20 protein-coding genes are annotated in these 18,500 nt (G+C 41.4%); 19 read left to right on the top strand and 1 reads right to left on the bottom strand.

Annotation, left to right across the window (positions count from 1 at the left end):
• Positions 1-8: 8 nt before the first annotated feature.
• Positions 9-1,142, bottom strand: a complete 1,134-nt coding sequence (locus tag L1266_RS12360) for an acyl-CoA desaturase (RefSeq protein WP_058586121.1) — start codon at positions 1,140-1,142, stop codon at positions 9-11.
• Positions 1,143-1,258: 116 nt separating this feature from the next.
• Between L1266_RS12360 and fabR the strand changes: the two genes are divergently transcribed.
• The 19 genes from fabR (at position 1,259) to L1266_RS12455 (ending at position 18,500) form a co-directional block, all read left to right on the top strand.
• Entirely contained in the window at positions 1,259-1,891 is a 633-nt protein-coding gene (gene fabR / locus L1266_RS12365) for an HTH-type transcriptional repressor FabR (RefSeq protein WP_166341163.1), read from the top strand.
• A 109-nt stretch (positions 1,892-2,000) separates the two neighbouring features.
• The gene (locus L1266_RS12370) at positions 2,001-3,149 is read left to right on the top strand and encodes a hypothetical protein (protein ID WP_235377623.1); all 1,149 of its coding nucleotides are present in this window, start codon (positions 2,001-2,003) and stop codon (positions 3,147-3,149) included.
• A gap of 19 nt (positions 3,150-3,168) precedes the next feature.
• Positions 3,169-3,825: a PGRP and LysM peptidoglycan-binding domain-containing protein gene (locus L1266_RS12375; RefSeq protein ID WP_235377624.1), complete on the top strand. Its 657-nt coding sequence runs from the start codon at positions 3,169-3,171 to the stop codon at positions 3,823-3,825.
• A 3-nt stretch (positions 3,826-3,828) separates the two neighbouring features.
• Positions 3,829-5,544 carry a T6SS phospholipase effector Tle1-like catalytic domain-containing protein gene (locus L1266_RS12380; RefSeq protein WP_235377625.1) on the top strand — a complete coding sequence of 572 codons (1,716 nt, stop codon included), beginning with the start codon at positions 3,829-3,831 and terminating at the stop codon, positions 5,542-5,544.
• Positions 5,529-6,041 carry a DUF2931 family protein gene (locus tag L1266_RS12385; RefSeq protein WP_054554478.1) on the top strand — a complete coding sequence of 171 codons (513 nt, stop codon included), beginning with the start codon at positions 5,529-5,531 and terminating at the stop codon, positions 6,039-6,041. The genes L1266_RS12380 and L1266_RS12385 overlap by 16 nt, the downstream gene beginning before the upstream one ends.
• 9 nt (positions 6,042-6,050) lie before the next feature.
• Positions 6,051-6,569, top strand: coding sequence for a DUF2931 domain-containing protein (locus L1266_RS12390; RefSeq protein WP_235377626.1), 519 nt, complete (start codon positions 6,051-6,053; stop codon positions 6,567-6,569).
• A 9-nt stretch (positions 6,570-6,578) separates the two neighbouring features.
• Entirely contained in the window at positions 6,579-7,097 is a 519-nt protein-coding gene (locus L1266_RS12395; protein ID WP_235377627.1) for a DUF2931 domain-containing protein, read from the top strand.
• Between the two features lie 17 nt (positions 7,098-7,114).
• Positions 7,115-7,627, top strand: a complete 513-nt coding sequence (locus L1266_RS12400; protein ID WP_235377628.1) for a DUF2931 domain-containing protein — start codon at positions 7,115-7,117, stop codon at positions 7,625-7,627.
• 17 nt (positions 7,628-7,644) lie between these two features.
• Positions 7,645-8,163 carry a DUF2931 family protein gene (locus L1266_RS12405; RefSeq protein ID WP_235377629.1) on the top strand — a complete coding sequence of 173 codons (519 nt, stop codon included), beginning with the start codon at positions 7,645-7,647 and terminating at the stop codon, positions 8,161-8,163.
• A gap of 9 nt (positions 8,164-8,172) precedes the next feature.
• On the top strand, positions 8,173-8,691 hold the full coding sequence (locus L1266_RS12410; protein WP_235377630.1) for a DUF2931 domain-containing protein: 519 nt from the start codon (positions 8,173-8,175) through the stop codon (positions 8,689-8,691).
• Between the two features lie 17 nt (positions 8,692-8,708).
• Positions 8,709-9,221 carry a DUF2931 domain-containing protein gene (locus L1266_RS12415; RefSeq protein WP_235377631.1) on the top strand — a complete coding sequence of 171 codons (513 nt, stop codon included), beginning with the start codon at positions 8,709-8,711 and terminating at the stop codon, positions 9,219-9,221.
• A gap of 451 nt (positions 9,222-9,672) precedes the next feature.
• Positions 9,673-11,220 carry a 2-isopropylmalate synthase gene (gene leuA / locus L1266_RS12420; protein WP_235377632.1) on the top strand — a complete coding sequence of 516 codons (1,548 nt, stop codon included), beginning with the start codon at positions 9,673-9,675 and terminating at the stop codon, positions 11,218-11,220.
• Complete coding sequence (gene leuB, locus L1266_RS12425) at positions 11,217-12,293, top strand: 3-isopropylmalate dehydrogenase (RefSeq protein ID WP_054554475.1); 1,077 nt, start codon at positions 11,217-11,219, stop codon at positions 12,291-12,293. Before leuA ends, leuB begins: the two co-directional genes overlap by 4 nt.
• Before the next feature lie 57 nt (positions 12,294-12,350).
• Positions 12,351-13,751 (top strand): 3-isopropylmalate dehydratase large subunit, encoded by a 1,401-nt coding sequence (gene leuC / locus L1266_RS12430; protein ID WP_054554474.1) that lies wholly within the window; start codon positions 12,351-12,353, stop codon positions 13,749-13,751.
• On the top strand, positions 13,751-14,350 hold the full coding sequence (leuD, locus tag L1266_RS12435) for a 3-isopropylmalate dehydratase small subunit (RefSeq protein WP_054554473.1): 600 nt from the start codon (positions 13,751-13,753) through the stop codon (positions 14,348-14,350). The genes leuC and leuD overlap by 1 nt, the downstream gene beginning before the upstream one ends.
• 131 nt (positions 14,351-14,481) lie before the next feature.
• Positions 14,482-16,497 (top strand): Ig-like domain-containing protein, encoded by a 2,016-nt coding sequence (locus L1266_RS12440; RefSeq protein WP_235377633.1) that lies wholly within the window; start codon positions 14,482-14,484, stop codon positions 16,495-16,497.
• Complete coding sequence (locus L1266_RS12445) at positions 16,476-16,730, top strand: hypothetical protein (RefSeq protein ID WP_235377634.1); 255 nt, start codon at positions 16,476-16,478, stop codon at positions 16,728-16,730. The genes L1266_RS12440 and L1266_RS12445 overlap by 22 nt, the downstream gene beginning before the upstream one ends.
• 159 nt (positions 16,731-16,889) lie before the next feature.
• The gene (locus tag L1266_RS12450; RefSeq protein WP_328260331.1) at positions 16,890-17,813 is read left to right on the top strand and encodes a hypothetical protein; all 924 of its coding nucleotides are present in this window, start codon (positions 16,890-16,892) and stop codon (positions 17,811-17,813) included.
• Between the two features lie 93 nt (positions 17,814-17,906).
• A complete protein-coding gene (locus L1266_RS12455; protein ID WP_166341157.1) occupies positions 17,907-18,500 on the top strand; it encodes a hypothetical protein in 594 nt (197 codons plus the stop codon).

Raw genomic sequence — 18,500 nt, forward strand, 5'->3', positions numbered from 1 at the left:
CTCCTATGTTAACTAAAAGAGGCTTTTAACAACCTCGCATTTAGTGCAAGCCAAGCCTGCTTTTGGTTTTCCCAAGCGGCTTCAAGCTCGTGATATTGTGTCATTAATGCTGATTTTTCACACTGTTTCATCATTTTATTGCGTTTGATTTCTAACACGCGTTTTTGCAAGGCACAGAAGTGTTGCAGTTTTTTCAGCAGTAAATCGTACTCAGATTGTAATAATGTAAGCTTATCTTGCGCTAAAGGCAATTTTGCAAGGCGACCTTGAGTCTTATTCATCAAGGTTTCTGCCTTGGCTTTTTCGATTCGCTCAATCGGTGTGCGCTTTAATTTTGAAGCAAGACCGATTGCCGCTAAAGAGCGGATCATCCACTTAGTTGGATCATAGTGATACCACTTAATGCCATTGCGATAGTCGCTAGCAAAAATGTGATGGAAGTTATGATAGCCTTCACCGTATGTGAATAGCGCTAAAAAGCCATTATCACGGGCGGTGTTTTTTTCTGTGTATGGACGTGAGCCCCAGATATGCGCCAGCGAGTTGATAAAAAAGGTAAAGTGCTGGCTCAATACTAAGCGCAGTAAACCAACCAATAATAACATGCCCCATACATCGCCAAGCATTAAACCAAGTAGTAAAGGAATACCAAAATTAGTCGCGACGACTAACTTCATATAGTGACGGTGTTGCCACATAACGACTTTGTTTTTTTGTAAGTCTCGGCAGTTACTGTAGTTACCGTATTGTTCGCCTTGATAATCGCGCAGCATCCAACCGATGTGGCTATACCAAAAGCCATTAGTAGCGGCGTAAGGGTCTTTGATTGGATCATCAACTTGACCATGGTGAATACGGTGATCGCTACTCCAGTGCAAGGCACTATTTTGTAATGCAAAAGCACCACCTAAGGCAAAAATTACTTCAATAACAGGATGCACATCATAGGCTTTGTGTGCCCACAAGCGGTGATAACCTGCAGTAATAGAAAGTCCGGCGTAGAACATACAGCCAACAAAGGCTATCCACTGTGTACTGGTGTATCCGTAGCTAAAGCCATACCAAGGAACAAGGGTGATCGCGGCCAAAAATGTAAGGCTAAAAAATAGCACATTGGTCCAAATAATCGGTGGTTTTTTCATCTGAATAAATCTCGGCGTACAGTTGTACGCTAAAATAGTGTTTCATTCTCTCCGCGTCAAGTATTAGACTAGCTCATTAACCGAAAAATCATTAAAAGTTCACGCTGGGAGTTTCCATGTCGGGTGTTAGAGCGCAACAGAAACAAAAAACACGACAAGCACTAATCGAGGCTGCATTCAATCAATTGAGTGCCGATCATAGTTTTTCTAATTTAAGCTTACGTGAAGTTGCCCGTGAAGCAGGGATTGCCCCCACCTCTTTTTACCGCCACTTTAAAGACATGAATGAGCTTGGTTTGACCATGGTTGATGAAGCTGGTTTAACACTGCGTCAACTTATGCGCCAAGCGCGTCGCCGTATTGAGAGCGGCGGTAGTGTGATCACGACATCAATCGTGACCTTTATGGAGTTCATCGATAACTCGAGCAACCAATTTAGATTGTTATTGCGTGAGCGCTCAGGAACTTCAAAAGCATTTCGTGCTGCGGTTGCTCGTGAAATTAAACATTTCATTTTAGAGCTTGCGCATTACCTTGAAAGCGAAACTCCGTGCGACCCAACTCATGCATATATTCAAGCCGAAGCCATGGTGACTTTAGTATTTAATGCCGGTGCCGAAGCCCTCGATATTGAAGGGACACAACGTGAAGAACTGGTTGAACGCTTGATCTGGCAATTACGCTATATTGCTCGCGGTGCCACTTTGTATGGTCGTGATAGTAAAGGTAATGTAGAAAAAACAGCCTAAAGCATGGTGGATTTTTGTTCCTGTTTTATGTATTGTTCGCTGCCAAATTAAGTAACTGATTTTTCGTTATTCAGTTACCTCAAAATATGAATAAATAGCGAGGACGCACATGCTCACCAAGGATCCGGTGAATAATACTCATGCCCATTTTTTAGAACAGAGTGAAGAAACAACGGTAAAAAATAGCCCAAGCTTTCGGGACTTGAGCCGCAGTTTGTTATACTCGCTACCGAAAAGTGTGCAAAAGAAAATTCAAGATAACCTGCTTGGCGTATTAGACGCTCATCAGGTCTCACAATTTCGAGATGACAAACGCTGCCAGTTTTGGATTAACCAAAATGGTTGGAATCGAGTTCCCTACAGTCAGTTTCGCCATGTTTATAGCCGAATTGCGCTATACCCAAAAAGCGCTACTATTTCAAAGAACCATAGCTCAGAGGCTGCTAGCAATGCAACATCAGCTGATTTAAGAGATCAACAAGCTAGGCTATTACATAGCAATGGCTTTGAGGGACAACCTAACAGGATAGATCAACACATAACTTATACTCGTCGTGTTATCCGCCCAACAGCAACTCAACAATTTCAACCTACGTTAGCTCTTTATAAGCCTGTTGCAAATAGTAAGGTAGAGTTAAAAGCATCTCACCAAGTTCGGCAAAATTTCACAACTCATGTGCTCCAAGCATCTGAAACGGTAGAAATGTTAGCTCAACAATATACAGGCTATAAAAATGCGAACCTTATTTATGATTACAATTTGGGGTTTAGTCGTGCTAAGCCCGCACCGGTAGGTACTGGATTGATAGTTCCCAATGGTTGGAAATTAAATATAGAAGGCTCCTGCAGTAATTGCCGCAGTATAGATATAGTTTGGCAAGGGCCTACAAATGGTCAAATTACATTGCAATTAGAAAAAAAGCGCCCAGATGAAATATCGTTTTGGCAGCATTATTTAGTTGTGAAGCCAGGTGTTTATGCTGTCACTGTGACTGCGTCAGGTCTTGTGGAAACCACCTCTTTTACAGTGCTTCAACCAACACAAGAATATGAAATTGAGTTGCTTGATCAAGCAGGTAACCCACAGGCAAACATGGGCTATAAAATTCGCTTGCGTAATGGGCATGTAGTCAGTGGAGTATTAGATAGTAAGGGTTATGCCCACGTATCAGGCCCTGACTTTGAAAACGCTAAAATAAGTTTTCATGAGTTAGATGACAAAGACTGGCAGGTGGCCAGCCCTTCCCGTAATGAATAAATTTATAAGGATATAATTTATGACCTTACAACATACTGTGTCGCAAGGCGAAACCTTGCTGCGCATTGCTCGTCAATACGGGTTTAGGACCTCTAATGGTCTTTACTTGCATCCGCTTAATGCTGAGTTTCGTTCTTTAAGGCCTGATCCTAACCAAATTTACCCCGGCGACGTAATTGCTATTCCAGCAAAAGTTGAAAAATTCATGCCACTGAAAACAGATAGTAAAAACTCTTTTATGGTGCGTGATGAAAAAGAATTCTTTCGTTTAAAACTAGCTTACGAAAATGGCGAGCAAATTACGGGAAAGCGCATTGTACTGAATATCGCAGGGCAAACAATTGATACCGTCATAGCAGAAGATGGTTTAATTGAAGTAGAGCTCACCGAAAATAAAACGCTTACGGGGCAAGTAGATTTATATCTCAATGACGAAGACACCACACCAACAAAGAGTTTTGCTATTCAAGTTGGGCACTTAGACCCTATTGAAACCTTGTCAGGAGTGCAAGGGCGTTGCAATTTACTTGGATTTGATTGTGGGAAGGTTGATGGAATTAATGGATCAAAAACACAAACAGGTGTTAAAGCTTTTCAGCTTGCACAGCAGTTGCAAGTTGATGGCATAGCAGGGCCAATTACTAAACGTCGTCTTGTTGACGTATACGGAGCATAAGTAATGAGCCAAGCAATGCCAATGGCAGTAAATCTTGTTAATACACTTGTTATTAATACCGGTGCGGGTGCAACAACAAAGCATATTATTGTAAAAGTACTGGGCGATGTTGATGTAGAAATACAGCTATTTTCACAAGGCAACAAGGTCGTAGTTGAAAAACAAGCTGCGCAGCACTACCGTTTTAATAACCTGTTGCAAGATACACCTTATACACTCAAAGCAATTGTTGCTGGTAAGGCCGAGTTTACTCTTGTTAATGAGCAGCAATTTTCAGATTATTTTAATTCAAACACAGTAAAGTCATTTAATATTGGTAGTAAGGGCGGCCCGCAACTACTTCAGCATAAAATTTTACCTAAAGGCCATGTAGAACTCACCTTACTTGCCGAACCTCCTTGCTTTGGGGTGTTTTTTGATGGCACAGGTAATAACCGTTTTAACGACATACAAGACTCAACAGACAGCAAGGAGCCTACGAATGTTGTAAAGTTGTTTGAGTTATATCCGAGAGGAGATGAGTTTATAGACGCCTATTACATTGAAGGGATTGGCACTGAAGCGAATAAAAGCGATTCAACATTAGATATGGGCTTGGCGTTTAGTTTTGATGAGCGCATAAAAAAATCACTCATATCATTGAACCGTTTTATAAGGAACAGTAATTTTGAGCATATTAGCATCGCTTTAATTGATGTGTTTGGTTTTAGTCGAGGTGCAGCCCAAGCGCGAGCGTTTATTAATCAGGTCAATGCAATATATCAAGACAAGCCAAATTATTGGGGCGGCATTAAGCCTGTTATTCGTTTTGTGGGCTTATTTGATAGTGTTGCATCTATTGGCGGCGATGGCGATAACAACCACAGCGAGTTTTACGCCGATGACGAACTTGACTACCCCATTAACTTAAACTTAGCGAGCAGCAGTGCCGGGTATGTGATGCACTTAGCTGCGTTTGATGAAAAGCGCGATAAATTTCCTCTTAGCTCATTACTCAATAGTAATAAGCAGCTATCAGAAAACCACAAAGAAATTGAGCTCCCAGGTGTGCACTCAGATATTGGTGGCGGTTACGGCCCCGTTGAAACGAGCATTCTTTACCCTCGGCATTATATTGCGGGCCAAGCCGGTGAGCCAGAGCACGACAAAGAACTCGTACAGCTTAAACAGTCACTTGAACAAAAATATTATTGGCCAACAATTAATATTCAATTTAAAGCAAGCCGGCCAAGAATAAATCGGCAACCAAAGCGCATTTGGAATAAATCAGAAAATACAATTTACACCAGCTATAGGCCGTATTGGCGCCGGAAGTTAAGCAATATTCTGCCGCATTACAGTCTAGCGCTAATGCACGAAACAGCTGTAAATCAAGGGGTGCCGTTGCAAAACCTAGCAGAGCTTGCCAACCGTAAGCAAGCCGATGGTCAGGCTTTTCCTTATGTTTTACCAAGCGAGCTTAAATCGCTTGTAGATACAGCGCGCAGTTTTGGCCCGCAAAGTGAAGCCTGGCATGCTTTATACAAAGACTACATTCACCATAGTGTTAAATACGCGGCAACGATTGATGCGATAGCTCACGGCCCCGAAGAAGAAGCAGAATTTACCACCCAAAACCAACAGCGCGAGCTTTTTTATAACCAGCCAAGCCAAGCTGAAACAAGCACACAATGGCAATCACAACTAATAAATGGATACCGACTATGGACAAGTTTATAAAATCACTCATCTCAATTGTATGTGCTTTGTTTTTGGCAGGTTGCTCGTCAACGGGAAAAATAGATTACATGGTTGCAGGAGGTGCAACAGAAAAAGGTAACCAAATTTGGGTGCAGGCAATTACTTTTGATGATAGTTGGGGGGTTCCTATGGGAAGCCTCGGTTGTTGTTGGGAAAGTGCAGGCAAAACAAGTGGTGTATACGACCAAAAATTCCCAGAAAAAGTGGTAGTTGAGTGGCTTGATAAATCAGAAAATAGAATTTATTACGGTGAAGTGGCCATAGATAAGGCAGGGTATAAATTAGCTAAAAACTTACCTAATTTTAGTTATTACACAGGTGAAGTTGAGGACGAGATTTTTCCCTACCTAATTATTGGCATGGGTGAGACAGGTGAAATAAAAGTGTGGATATCAAATACACCTTCAGCAGGGTTCACAGGCCGTGTATTACATGAACTAGGCTCAGGGCAAGCGCAATGGCGTGAGAATAAATAAAAACCGACTATGGACAAGTTTATAAAACCACTCATCTCAATTGCATGTGCTTTGTTACTGGTAGGTTGCTCGTCAACGGAAAAAATAGATTACATGGTAGCAGGCGTAGGCACTGAGAGTGGAAATGCTATTTGGGGGCGCTCGGTGGTATTTGATGATACATGGGGCATACCATCAGGGGCAGTTGAGTGTTGTTATGCTGAGGCTGGCGGTACAGTCAGTTTGTACGACCAAAAGTTCCCCGAAAAAGTGGCGGTTGAGTGGCTCGATAAATCAGAAAATAGAATTTATTACGGTGAAGTGGCTATAGATAAGGCAGGGTATAAATTAGCTAAAAACTTACCTAGATACACCGTTGTGAGCACTGGGCGCAAAGCAAAAGAAATCATACCTTATTTAATAATAGGAATGAGCGAGACAGGTGAAATCAACGTTTGGCTATCCAATGCGCCCTCGGGAAGAAATAGAACTGATCGTGTATTACATGAACTTGGCTCTGGGCAAGCGCAGTGGCGCGAGAATAAATAAAAACCGACTATGGACAAGTTTATAAAACCACTCATCTCAATTGCATGTGCTTTGTTTTTAGCAGGTTGCTCGTCAACGGGAAAAATAGATTACATGGTAGCAGGCGTAGGCACTGAGAATGGAAATGCTATTTGGGGGCGCTCAGTGGTATTTGATGATACATGGGGCATACCATCAGGGGCAGTTGAGTGTTGTTATGCTGAGGCTGGCGGTACAGTCAGTTTGTACGACCAAAAGTTCCCCGAAAAAGTGGCGGTTGAATGGCTTGATAAATCAGAAAATAGAATTTATTACGGTGAAGTGGCTATAGATAAGGCAGGGTATAAATTAGCTAAAAATTTACCTACTTATACATGGGTAAGCACAGGAGAGATAGAAACAAATATAACCCCCTACTTGATTATTGGTATGGGAGCAACTGGCGAGATTAAGGTTTGGTTATCAAATACAAGCTCAGAAATGAATAGGGTTGGTCGTGTATTACATGAACTTGGCTCAGGGCAAGCGCAATGGCGTGAGAATAAATAAAAATGCACTTGGCGACTATGGATAAGTTTATAAAACCACTCATCTCAATTGTATGTGCTTTGTTTTTAGCCGGTTGCTCGTCAACGGGAAAAATAGATTACATGGTTGCAGGAGGTGCAACAGAAAAAGGTAACCAAATTTGGGTGCAGGCAATTACTTTTGATGATAATTGGGGGATTCCTATGGGAAGCCTCGGTTGTTGTTGGGAAAGTGCAGGCAAAACAAGTGGTGTATATGACCAAAAATTCCCAGAAAAAGTGGTAGTTGAGTGGCTTGATAAATCAGAAAATAGAATTTATTACGGTGAAGTGGCCATAGATAAGGCAGGGTATAAATTAGCTAAAAACTTACCTAATTTTAGTTATTACACAGGTGAAGTTGAGGACGAGATTTTTCCCTATCTAATTATTGGCATGGGTGAGACAGGTGAAATAAAAGTGTGGATATCAAATACACCTTCAGCAGGGTTCACAGGGCGAGTATTACATGAACTTGGCTCAGGGCAAGCGCAATGGCGTGAGAATAAATAAAAATGCACTTGGCAACGATGGACAAGTTTATAAAACCACTTATCTCAATTGCATGTGCTTTGTTACTGGTAGGTTGCTCGACAACGGGAAAAATAGATTACATGGTCGTATCTGGCTCAACTGATGAAGGTAATGATATTTTTGCGACATTAATAGAATTTGATGGGCGGTGGAGTGTCCCTGCAGGTGCAATGTCGTGTTGCCGAGCTACGGCAGGTGCAATGGCCGGTGTTTATGGGCAAAAATTCCCCGAAAAAGTGGCGGTTGAGTGGCTCGATAAATCAGAAAATAGAATTTACTACGGTGAAGTGGCCATAGATAAAGCGGGATATAAATTAGCTAAAAACTTACCTGCATATTCATGGGTAAGCACAGAAGAGATAGAAAAAAATATAACCCCCTACTTGATTATTGGTATGGGAGAAACTGGCGAGATTAAGGTTTGGTTAACTAATGCGCGCTCTGAAAGGAATAGAATTGGCCGTGTATTACATGAACTTGGCTCTGGGCAAGCGCAATGGCGCGAGAATAAATAAAAACCGACTATGGAAAAGCTTATAAAACCACTCATCTCAATTGCATGTGCTTTGTTACTGGTAGGTTGCTCGTCAACGGGAAAAATAGATTACATGGTAGCGGGCGTAGGCACTGAGAGTGGAAATGCTATTTGGGGGCGCTCAGTGGTATTTGATGATGCATGGGGCATACCATCAGGGGCTATTGGTTGCTGTTATGGAGAAACAAGAGCGACAGTTGGTGTATACGACCAAAAATTCCCAGAAAAAGTGGCGGTTGAATGGCTCGATAAATCAGAAAATAGAATTTATTACGGTGAAGTGGCCATAGATAAGGCGGGATATAAATTAGCTAAAAACTTACCTAGATACACCGTTGTGAGCACTGGGCGCAAAGCAAAAGAAATCATACCTTATTTAATAATAGGAATGAGCGAGACAGGCGAAATCAACTTTTGGCTATCCAATGCGCCCTCGGGAAGAAATAGAACTGATCGTGTATTACATGAACTAGGCTCAGGGCAAGCGCAATGGCGTGAGAATAAATAAAAATGCACTTGGCAACGATGGACAAGTTTATAAAACCACTTATCTCAATTGCATGTGCTTTGTTACTGGTAGGTTGCTCGACAACGGGAAAAATAGATTACATGGTCGTATCTGGCTCAACTGATGAAGGTAATGATATTTTTGCGACATTAATAGAATTTGATGGGCGGTGGAGTGTCCCTGCAGGTGCAATGTCGTGTTGCCGAGCTACGGCAGGTGCAATGGCCGGTGTTTATGGGCAAAAATTCCCCGAAAAAGTGGCGGTTGAGTGGCTCGATAAATCAGAAAATAGAATTTATTACGGTGAAGTGGCCATAGATAAGGCGGGATATAAATTAGCTAAAAACTTACCCCCATTCACTGCGCACACAGGTAAAGTTTTTAACGATGTAAAACCTTATTTAATTATTGGTATGGGTGAGACCGGTGAAATAAAAGTGTGGATATCAAATACACCTTCAGCAGGGTTCACAGGCCGTGTATTACATGAACTTGGCTCAGGGCAAGCGCAATGGCGCGAGAATCAATGATGTTTTTAGAGCACCTCACTAAATAATTAGATTTTTTCCTCGTACTGTTACTTTATGTGTATGTGATAACTATCACATTTAAAAGTTAATCTAAGCAATAGAAGCTTTACCTTCCGAAACTTTAAACGTTCAATGCATTCAATTGGGTTTAATTAACCTTTAAAGCGTGTTTTTATGGATTTTTAATTTCATTAACGCGATTTAAAAATCGATTTTGTGGAAAAATTATGCTTGCAAGCTGGTTTTTTGAATGTTAAAAATACAGCCACTGAACACACATTTAGTAAATTAAGATGCAAATTACACATTCAATTACATTAAAACTAAACCTCTTACTGCTTAAATCAGTGAGCGGGGCTTAGTGTATTTGCATTTGTAGAACATTAAAAAACCCCGCAACCGCGGGGTTTTTTTTATCTCGCTAATGGGTCATTGGGAACGAGGACAGTTTATGAAAGATAAGGTTTGGATTTTTGACACAACGTTACGTGATGGTGAGCAAGCATTAAAAGCAAGCCTAACCGAAGACGACAAAATTCAACTTGCGCATACCATTAGCCGCTTAAATGTGGATGTAATGGAAGTGGGTTTTCCGGTATCTAGCCCAGCAGATTTTCGCTCTGTACAGCGCATTGCGACTGAAGTGAAAGGGCCGATTATTTGTGGCTTAGCACGTGCTGTAGCAAAAGATATTGAAGCATGTGGTGAAGCGCTTCGCTCGGCAGAGCAGGGCCGTATTCATACATTTATTGCAACCAGCCCATTACACCTTGAGCACAAATTACGTATGAGCTTAGACGATGCAACGGCAATGGCTGTTAAGTCGATTCAACTTGCACGTAACTACACCGATGACGTTGAGTTTTCGTGTGAAGATGCTGGTCGTACACCGCATTGGGATTTATGCCGCATCGTTGAAAAAGCTATTGATGCGGGTGCATCAACTATCAACTTACCTGACACTGTTGGCTATGTAACGCCAGACGAATATGCTGCGATGATCCATCACTTAATGAACAATGTGCCAAATATCGACAAGGCTCGTTTAAGCGTACATTGCCATAACGATTTAGGTTTAGCGGTTGCTAACTCAATCGCTGCAGTACAAGCCGGTGCTCGCCAAATCGAATGTACGATTAATGGTATTGGTGAGCGCGCAGGTAACTGTTCGCTTGAAGAAGTGGCGATGATCATGAAGATGCGTGAAGACCACTTAAAAGTGCATACCGATATTCGTAGTGAAGAAATTTACCGTGCTTCGCGTCAAGTCGCGAAGATTTGTAATATGCCAGTACAACCAAACAAAGCAATTGTTGGTGAAAATGCCTTTGCACACAGCTCAGGGATCCACCAAGACGGCGTATTAAAAGCCCAAAACACTTACGAAATAATGTCGCCAGAAAGTGTCGGTGTACCTAATAACCAATTAAACATGACTTCGCGTTCAGGTCGTCATGTTATTGAGCATCGTTTAGAAGAGTTAGGCTATCAAAAATCTGATTACGATATGGATAGCTTATACACCAGCTTCTTAGCATTAGCAGACCAAAAAGGCACTGTGTATGACTACGACTTAGAAGCGATGATTTACTTTAATCAAATCAAAGATAAAGACGAGAAGTACCAACTTGAGTTTGTTAACTCTACGTCTAACTCACAATCAGTGGCGAGCTCAACAATCGGCATGACAATTGATGGCGAGTCTAAGCAAGAGGCAGCAACGGGTAACGGCCCTGTCGAAGCATCATTCTTAGCAATTGAGCGCTTAACGGGTATGTCGGTTGAGATGATTGAATATAATCTAGAAGCAACAGGCCAAGGCGCCAGCTCGCTAGGACAAGTGAATATTATCGCTAAATACGATGGTCGCCCATATCACGGCGCGGGCATTGCAGCGGATGTGGTAGAAGCGTCGGTACGCGCTATGATCCGCGTTTATAACTTAATTTATCGTGCACAAAAAGTGTCTGATTTAAAACAACAGAGGAAAGCAGGATGAGTCAATCGAATTACAGTATCGCAGTATTAGCAGGCGACGGGATTGGTCCAGAAGTTATGGCAGCAGCAGAAACCGTCTTGGATGCTGTAAGCGAAAAATTTGGTTTTACTTTGACTCGTCATCACCACGCGATTGGTGGTGCTGCCATTGATGAGTTTGGTCAGGCACTGCCGCAAAGTACATTGAGTGCTTGTGAAAATGCCGATGCGATTTTATTTGGCTCGGTAGGTGGTCCTAAGTGGGAAAACTTACCACCGAACGAGCAACCAGAGCGAGCTTCACTGTTGCCACTGCGCAAGCATTTTGGTTTGTTCTGTAATTTACGCCCAGCACAATTATTACCAGCACTAAGTGCTGCATCACCGCTGCGTGCAGATATCAGTGCACAAGGCTTTGACATCTTATGTGTGCGCGAGTTAACCGGTGGTATTTATTTCGGTGAAAAAGGCCGCAGTGGCGAAGGGGAGCAAGAAGCTGCTTTCGATACCCAAACATACTCACGTAAAGAAATTGAGCGCATCGCACGCTTTGCATTTGAAGCCGCTAAGCTGCGTAGTAATCATGTTACCTCGGTTGATAAAGCGAATGTGTTGGCGACCAGCGTACTTTGGCGTGAAGTGGTCTCTGAAGTGAGCAAAGACTACCCAGAGGTAAGCCTTGACTACATTTATGTTGATAACGCGGCAATGCAGTTAGTTAAACAGCCAAGTCAGTTTGATGTATTACTTTGCGATAACTTATTTGGCGACATTCTGTCTGATGAGTGCGCGATGATCACCGGCTCTATGGGCTTATTACCATCAGCGAGTTTAAATCAGTCTGGCTTTGGTTTGTATGAGCCAGCTGGTGGCTCAGCACCTGATATCGCGGGTAAAGGGGTTGCAAACCCAATCGCACAAATTTTAAGTGCTGCGCTTATGTTGCGCTACTCACTAGGTCAAGATGAAGCGGCTCGTACGATTGAAAAAGCGGTGGCAGAAGCGGTTGAAGCCGGTGTTGGTACGCCAGATATCTACCCAAATGCAGGGTACACCACCAGTGATGTTGCTGCGGCAATTGTGGCACGTATTTAATTAAAATTGTTTGCGCTGAGCTCGTCACTCAGCGTAACTAAAATGAGGGAATAGCAAGTGGCCCAAACCTTATACGATAAAATTTGGCAAGCTCATGTAGTCGCCAGCATAAATGATCAAACCGATTTACTTTATATCGACCGTCACCTAGTTCATGAAGTTACATCGCCGCAAGCCTTTGCGGGTTTACGTGAGAAAAACCGCAAAGTACGTTGCCCAGAAAAAACCTTTGCGACTATGGACCATAATGTTTCAACAAAAAGTCGCTCATTAGATGCTGCGAGTGAAGTGTCAAAAAATCAATTAATGGCACTGGATGCAAACTGTAAAGAGTTTGGTATTCAACTTTATGATTTAAATTCGATTAATCAAGGTATTGTGCATGTAATGGGGCCTGAGCAGGGCATTACCTTACCGGGCACAACCATAGTGTGTGGTGACAGCCATACCTCTACACATGGTGCATTTGGTGCACTAGCGCACGGTATTGGTACTTCAGAAGTTGAGCATGTTCTAGCGACTCAAACACTGCAGCAGAAAAAAGCCAAGTCATTAAAAATTCAAATAAATGGTCGCCTACGTCCAACCGTTACTGCCAAAGATTTAATCATGGCAGTGATCGGTAAATTAGGCACTGCGGGTGGTACTGGCTATGTTGCTGAGTTTTGTGGTGAAGGGATCGAAGCGCTGTCTATGGAAGCGCGTATGACGCTTTGTAATATGAGTATTGAAATGGGCGCAAAAGCGGGTTTAATCGCACCAGATCAAACAACTTATGATTATTTAAAAGGTCGCCCATTTGCACCACAAGGTGCTGACTTTGATAGTGCCGTTGCCTACTGGCAAACACTAAAAACTGATGAAGGCGCAGAGTTTGATCATGTTGTTGAATTAGAGGCTGCTGATATTCAACCGCAAATTACGTGGGGTACCAGCCCTGAGCAAGTGATTGGCGTAGATGAATTCATTCCTGATCCTGAGCAAGAACCAGACCTAATCAAAGCTGATGCAATCCGTAGCGCACTAAAATATATGGGTTTAAAAGCCGGTGATAAATTGTCTTCTGCGACTGTTGATACCGTATTTATTGGCTCATGTACAAATAGCCGAATTGAAGATTTACGTGCTGCTGCGCAAATTGTTGAAGGTAAGCAGGTTGCAGCGGGTGTTGAAGCGCTGATTGTTCCAGGCTCAGGTCTTGTTAAAAAACAAGCCGAAGACGAAGGTCTTGCAGATATCTTTAAAGCAGCTGGCTTTGAATGGCGTGAGCCAGGTTGTTCAATGTGCTTAGCAATGAATGACGACAGATTAGAAGCAGGTAAACGCTGTGCTTCTACATCAAATCGTAACTTTGAAGGTCGCCAAGGTCGCGGTGGCCGCACTCACTTAGTGAGCCCTGCAATGGCTGCGGCAGCGGCAATTCATGGTCGTTTTGTTGATATCAGAGGAGAAGCCTAATGAGTGTATTTTTTAGTGGCTTAATGGCCCCGTTAGATAAAAACAATGTTGATACTGACCAAATTATTCCAAAGCAGTTTTTAACTTCGACCAGCCGTGATGGCTTTGATGCGGCGCTTTTTTACGATTGGCGTTATTTAGATAACGGCGAGCCAAACCCTGAGTTTATTTTGAACCGCCCTTGTTACCAAGGTGCGCAAATTCTTTTAACTCGCGACAATTTTGGTTGTGGTTCATCGCGTGAGCATGCGCCATGGGCATTAAAGCAATATGGTTTTGAAGTGATCTTAGCGGAAAGCTTTGCTGATATTTTCTTTAATAACTGCGGCAATAACCAAATGCTTGCTATCGCATTACCTGCAGAAACACTTGAGCAATTATTTGTACTGAGTGAACAGCATGATGATATTAATATCGAAGTTGATTTAGAAAACCAACAACTTCGTAGCGATAAGTTTGACACTATTCACTTTGATATTCGCCATGACATCAAAGAGCGTTTATTAAGTGGCTTGGACTTTATCGGTGTGACTGAAACACTTAACAGCCAAATTGATGCCTTTGAGCAGCAACTTGCAGCAGAACGCCCTTGGCAATAACCTGTTTTTCCATGTGAACCTAAACGCGGCCAAGGCCGCGTTTTTATTTGTGGTGCATTAATTAAAATTACAATATTTAGTTTTATGGGTACAATCTACAATCTACAAACAATAAAAGTAAGGTGAATTGCGTGAGTTACAAGTTAAAAAGGAATTTTGGAGCGCTTCTAGTCGCTGCTTTAATGATGGTTGGATGTGGCGGTGGTGGAAGTGACTCAGACGCTCCCAATGAGCAGCCATTAACAGTTTCAATAGATGGCCCTGTAAGTGTATCGGAGGATGACGGGTTTACGCTGCAAGCAAATATAAACAAAAGTGATACTGATGTCTCATTTCAATGGCTTGATTCAGAAAACAGCATAGTAAGTGATAAGGCGATATTAAAAGTAGAATCATTAGATGTGGTTGAAGATACTGCTTTTAAATACAGGTTATACGTATACTATGAAGGTAAAGAATTTAAGGCTGAGCATACAATTAATGTAAAGCATCGCATTAATGTTTGGAAACAACCTTTAGATGCAGCTAAAACAGTTTTGCTATTGCAAAACGTACTTCTCGATGAAGCACAAACTATTAGTAATCACTTGTTAGCAAAGCTTGAACGAAAAAATATCGACCTCGATAAAGTATGTGAAAATGGAGGGTTATATACTCTTTCATATTTGGATAATGATGATTCTAGCACTATTTCTGTAGGGGATGTATTACAGGAATCTTTCCAGGATTGTTCTGATTATTACCGGAATACCTTAAGTGGTCTCAGAGTAGTTACGATTTTAGAGGCTGACCTGCAAAACGGTATTATTGAGTTTAACGTCAACAACAGTGATATTGAAATACTGGAAAGTGTTTACTCATATAATGAGTTGATGACGTTTAAGGGAAGCTACTCTACTCACTTTTCATATTCACCTAGCGTTCGAACTATAGCTATAGCAGCAGATGAAAAACTCCAAGGTATATCTTTAAAGCCATTTAGCTACGAAGAAGCTTTTTATTACGTCAATATTAAAGAATTGAACATTGAAAAAGTAATCGACTTTAATACAGCGACTTACACTATAGATATCAATGGTACTGTTAATGATACAAATTTAAATGGTGAGTATAGTTTCTCTCAAGAAGATGCATGGTATGGGTACTTTATGGAGTATCCGCATAAAGGCTCTATCAAAATTAGCTCAGCAAAAGAGTCAGTTCAACTTGCTAGTAATTTTGTTTCAGATTCTGAAAAGCTAAACGTTAGCTATAGTGAAGAGCAGCGTCAAATTTATTGGTCCAGCTACCTCGTTTCAGCTATGTCTTCGTTTAATATATTTAACAATATCAAAACATTTCGGGCAGATAACTTTGAGCATGTGCTTGATACTGGAAGTGTTAATAATAATTCTGTTCAGTTAGATGGTCCAGTAACGTTAATTTTTTCAAGACCTGTAGCTGCTGATACCTCTGCCAGTGCATATTTTCAAACTCCATTAGGGTATAAGTATATTAATATTCCAGCTAGAGTTGAGGTTAATGGTGCATTAATTAATATTTATCCAGAACAGCCATTAAAAGCTGATACAATCTATGAGTTACATGTTTCGGGTATTACAAGTATTACAGGACAAGAGTATAGCTGGATAGATTTGGATATAAAAACTACTGATAGTATTATTCCTAATCTAACAAGTTCTAGCTATTTTTATCAAGACAATCATTATCCTACGCTGAGTGTTGTAGGTAGTACTTTCAATGAAGGCCAAGCTCAATCTTATAAGTGGGTTGATTTATATAATGCTGGTATAGAATTTGATGACGAAAATGCAGTTTCTACAAGTTTTAGCTTACCAGAAGGAGTTGAGTCAGATATAACCATTGAAGTGGTGATGACTAATGATCTAGGTGATGTTGCAAAAGAAAGGATAATTTTGCAGTACTTACCTTACTCAGGAACATATCTTTTTATTGATGGTATTGAAGGTGATTACGTTAGCCAAGGTGAGAAGGTAGTAGAGACGCTGACAACGGGGGATTTTTCTGTATCTCGTGATTCAAATGATCAATCCCATTTGCAGTTCTCTTTTTATAATGATGAAAGTTATTGGAATATAAACCTGAAAGCCCTCGTGATTCAAGCTTGTCTGTTGGCGAATATTTAAATGCTACTCGCTACCCTTTTCAAGATGATTCGGCAGCAGGATTAGAGCTTTCTGGTATGCATAGAGGGTGCAATACGCTTTATGGACATTTTGAAATATTTGAATTAGAAGAAAGTTCTAATGATGAAATTCAAAAATTAGCTGTAAATCTTACACAGATATGTGGAAGTGGAGAATCTCCAGAGTTAAAAGCTTATATTCGATTTAATTCAGCAGTACCATTAAATCAATAACTATAGATATTGAAACGCGGCCAAGGCCGCGTTTTTATTTGTTTCTAAAAAATAAAGTTGTTAATTTGGTTGGTAAGATAACGAAAACAACAAATAACTATGTGGCCTCTTTCTCCTAAATCTATCGGCATCTTGATGGGTGTGTTTTATGGCATCAGCATGCGCATCTTTCTTGAAATTAGCGGAACCTTTAATTTCGGTAGCCTTGTTACTATTTCGTTTATGTTTTTAGTGCCTGTGGCTATTGGGTTTATACGGGTACATTTTGAGTACAATCAACTATCGCCGATGACATATGGAAGAATGGCGGTAGTCGCTTGGCAACCTATTTTTGTGTTCTTATTTGTCAGCGTAGTAACTCTTTTAGAAGGAAGTATCTGCGTTGCAATGGCTCTCCCTGCATTTATGTTTTTTGCTAGTATTGGCGGTATGTTAGCAGGGCTATGTCATCGCCTTTGGGAAAAGAAAAGCAACAAAGCGGTGATGTCGGTAGCTTTGTTGCCGTTGATCCTTTCTTCTTTAGAGCTCAACTTTTTACACTTATCGAAAACTTACGAAGTTAAAAATACAATTGTTATCAATGCGCCTGTTGATGTTGTGTGGCAACAATTAGCTAATGTTAGCCAAATTCATGAGGGCGAATATCCAAGTTCATTTTCGCAATTAATTGGTATTCCTAGGCCAATTCGAGCTGATATGAGTGGTGATGGGGTAGGTGCAATTAGAACCAGCCAGTGGCAGAAAAATGTTGTATTTAAAGAGGTAATAAGCGAGTGGCTGCCGAATGAGAAAATGCTATATAACTTTGAGATTGACCCAGAGTTAATTCCTGATCATGCACTTGATCAGCATGTGAAATTAGGTGGTGAATATTTTTCGCCGCTACATGGCGGTTATGAGTTAGTTACAAGTGGTAATAATCAAACGCTGTTAAGCCTTAAAACGACGGTACTTGATAACACTAACTTTGGCATTTATTCACGAGTATGGGGGGAGGTGATCTTTCAGGACTTTCACCGAGCACTTCTCAAGCTAATGAAAGTTCGCGCTGAAAATGACAACATATTAGTTGTAAAAGCATGATGACGACTCGCTGTCTAGCAGCTTATCGTAATTGTTTTCTTTATGGCTATTAAGCTATTAGGCTAGGCTGAAATTTTATTTAGGGAACACACCATGAAATACTTAGTGGCATCGATGCTCTTGGCAGCATCATCAGTAGCGGCTGCACGACCTGCACCGTTAGTGTCAATTCCAAGCCATGATGGCTTTTTTGATAATATCGCTGCCCATTGCGGTAAAGCTTACGAAGGTAAAGTGAGCGTTGATAACGCAGCTGGCCCGAGCTCATTTGTGGGCAAAAAGTTAGTAATGCATGTACGTCGTTGTAACGAGCGTGAGTTACAAGTGCCATTTCATGTAGGGGATGATGCATCTCGTACTTGGATCATCACAAAAACGGGCAGTGGACTTAGTTTAAAGCATGACCATCGCCATAAAGATGGCAGCGATGATAAATCAACCATGTATGGTGGGCATACTCTTGATGCGGGTTTTGCTAACGCACAGTCGTTCCCGGCTGATCAGTATTCAAAAGAGTTGTTTGTGAGTCAAGGTATTCCCCAATCAATGGGTAACACGTGGCAAATGTATATTTATCCAAAGCAATTTACGTATCGCTTAGTGCGTGAAGGACGTGAGTTTCGCGTTGATTTTGACTTAACAAAACCTATCACGCCGCCAAGCGCGCCGTGGGGATATGAAGACTAG

This window comes from Pseudoalteromonas sp. Cn5-37, from assembly GCF_021532495.1.
GTDB lineage: Bacteria > Pseudomonadota > Gammaproteobacteria > Enterobacterales > Alteromonadaceae > Pseudoalteromonas > Pseudoalteromonas simplex.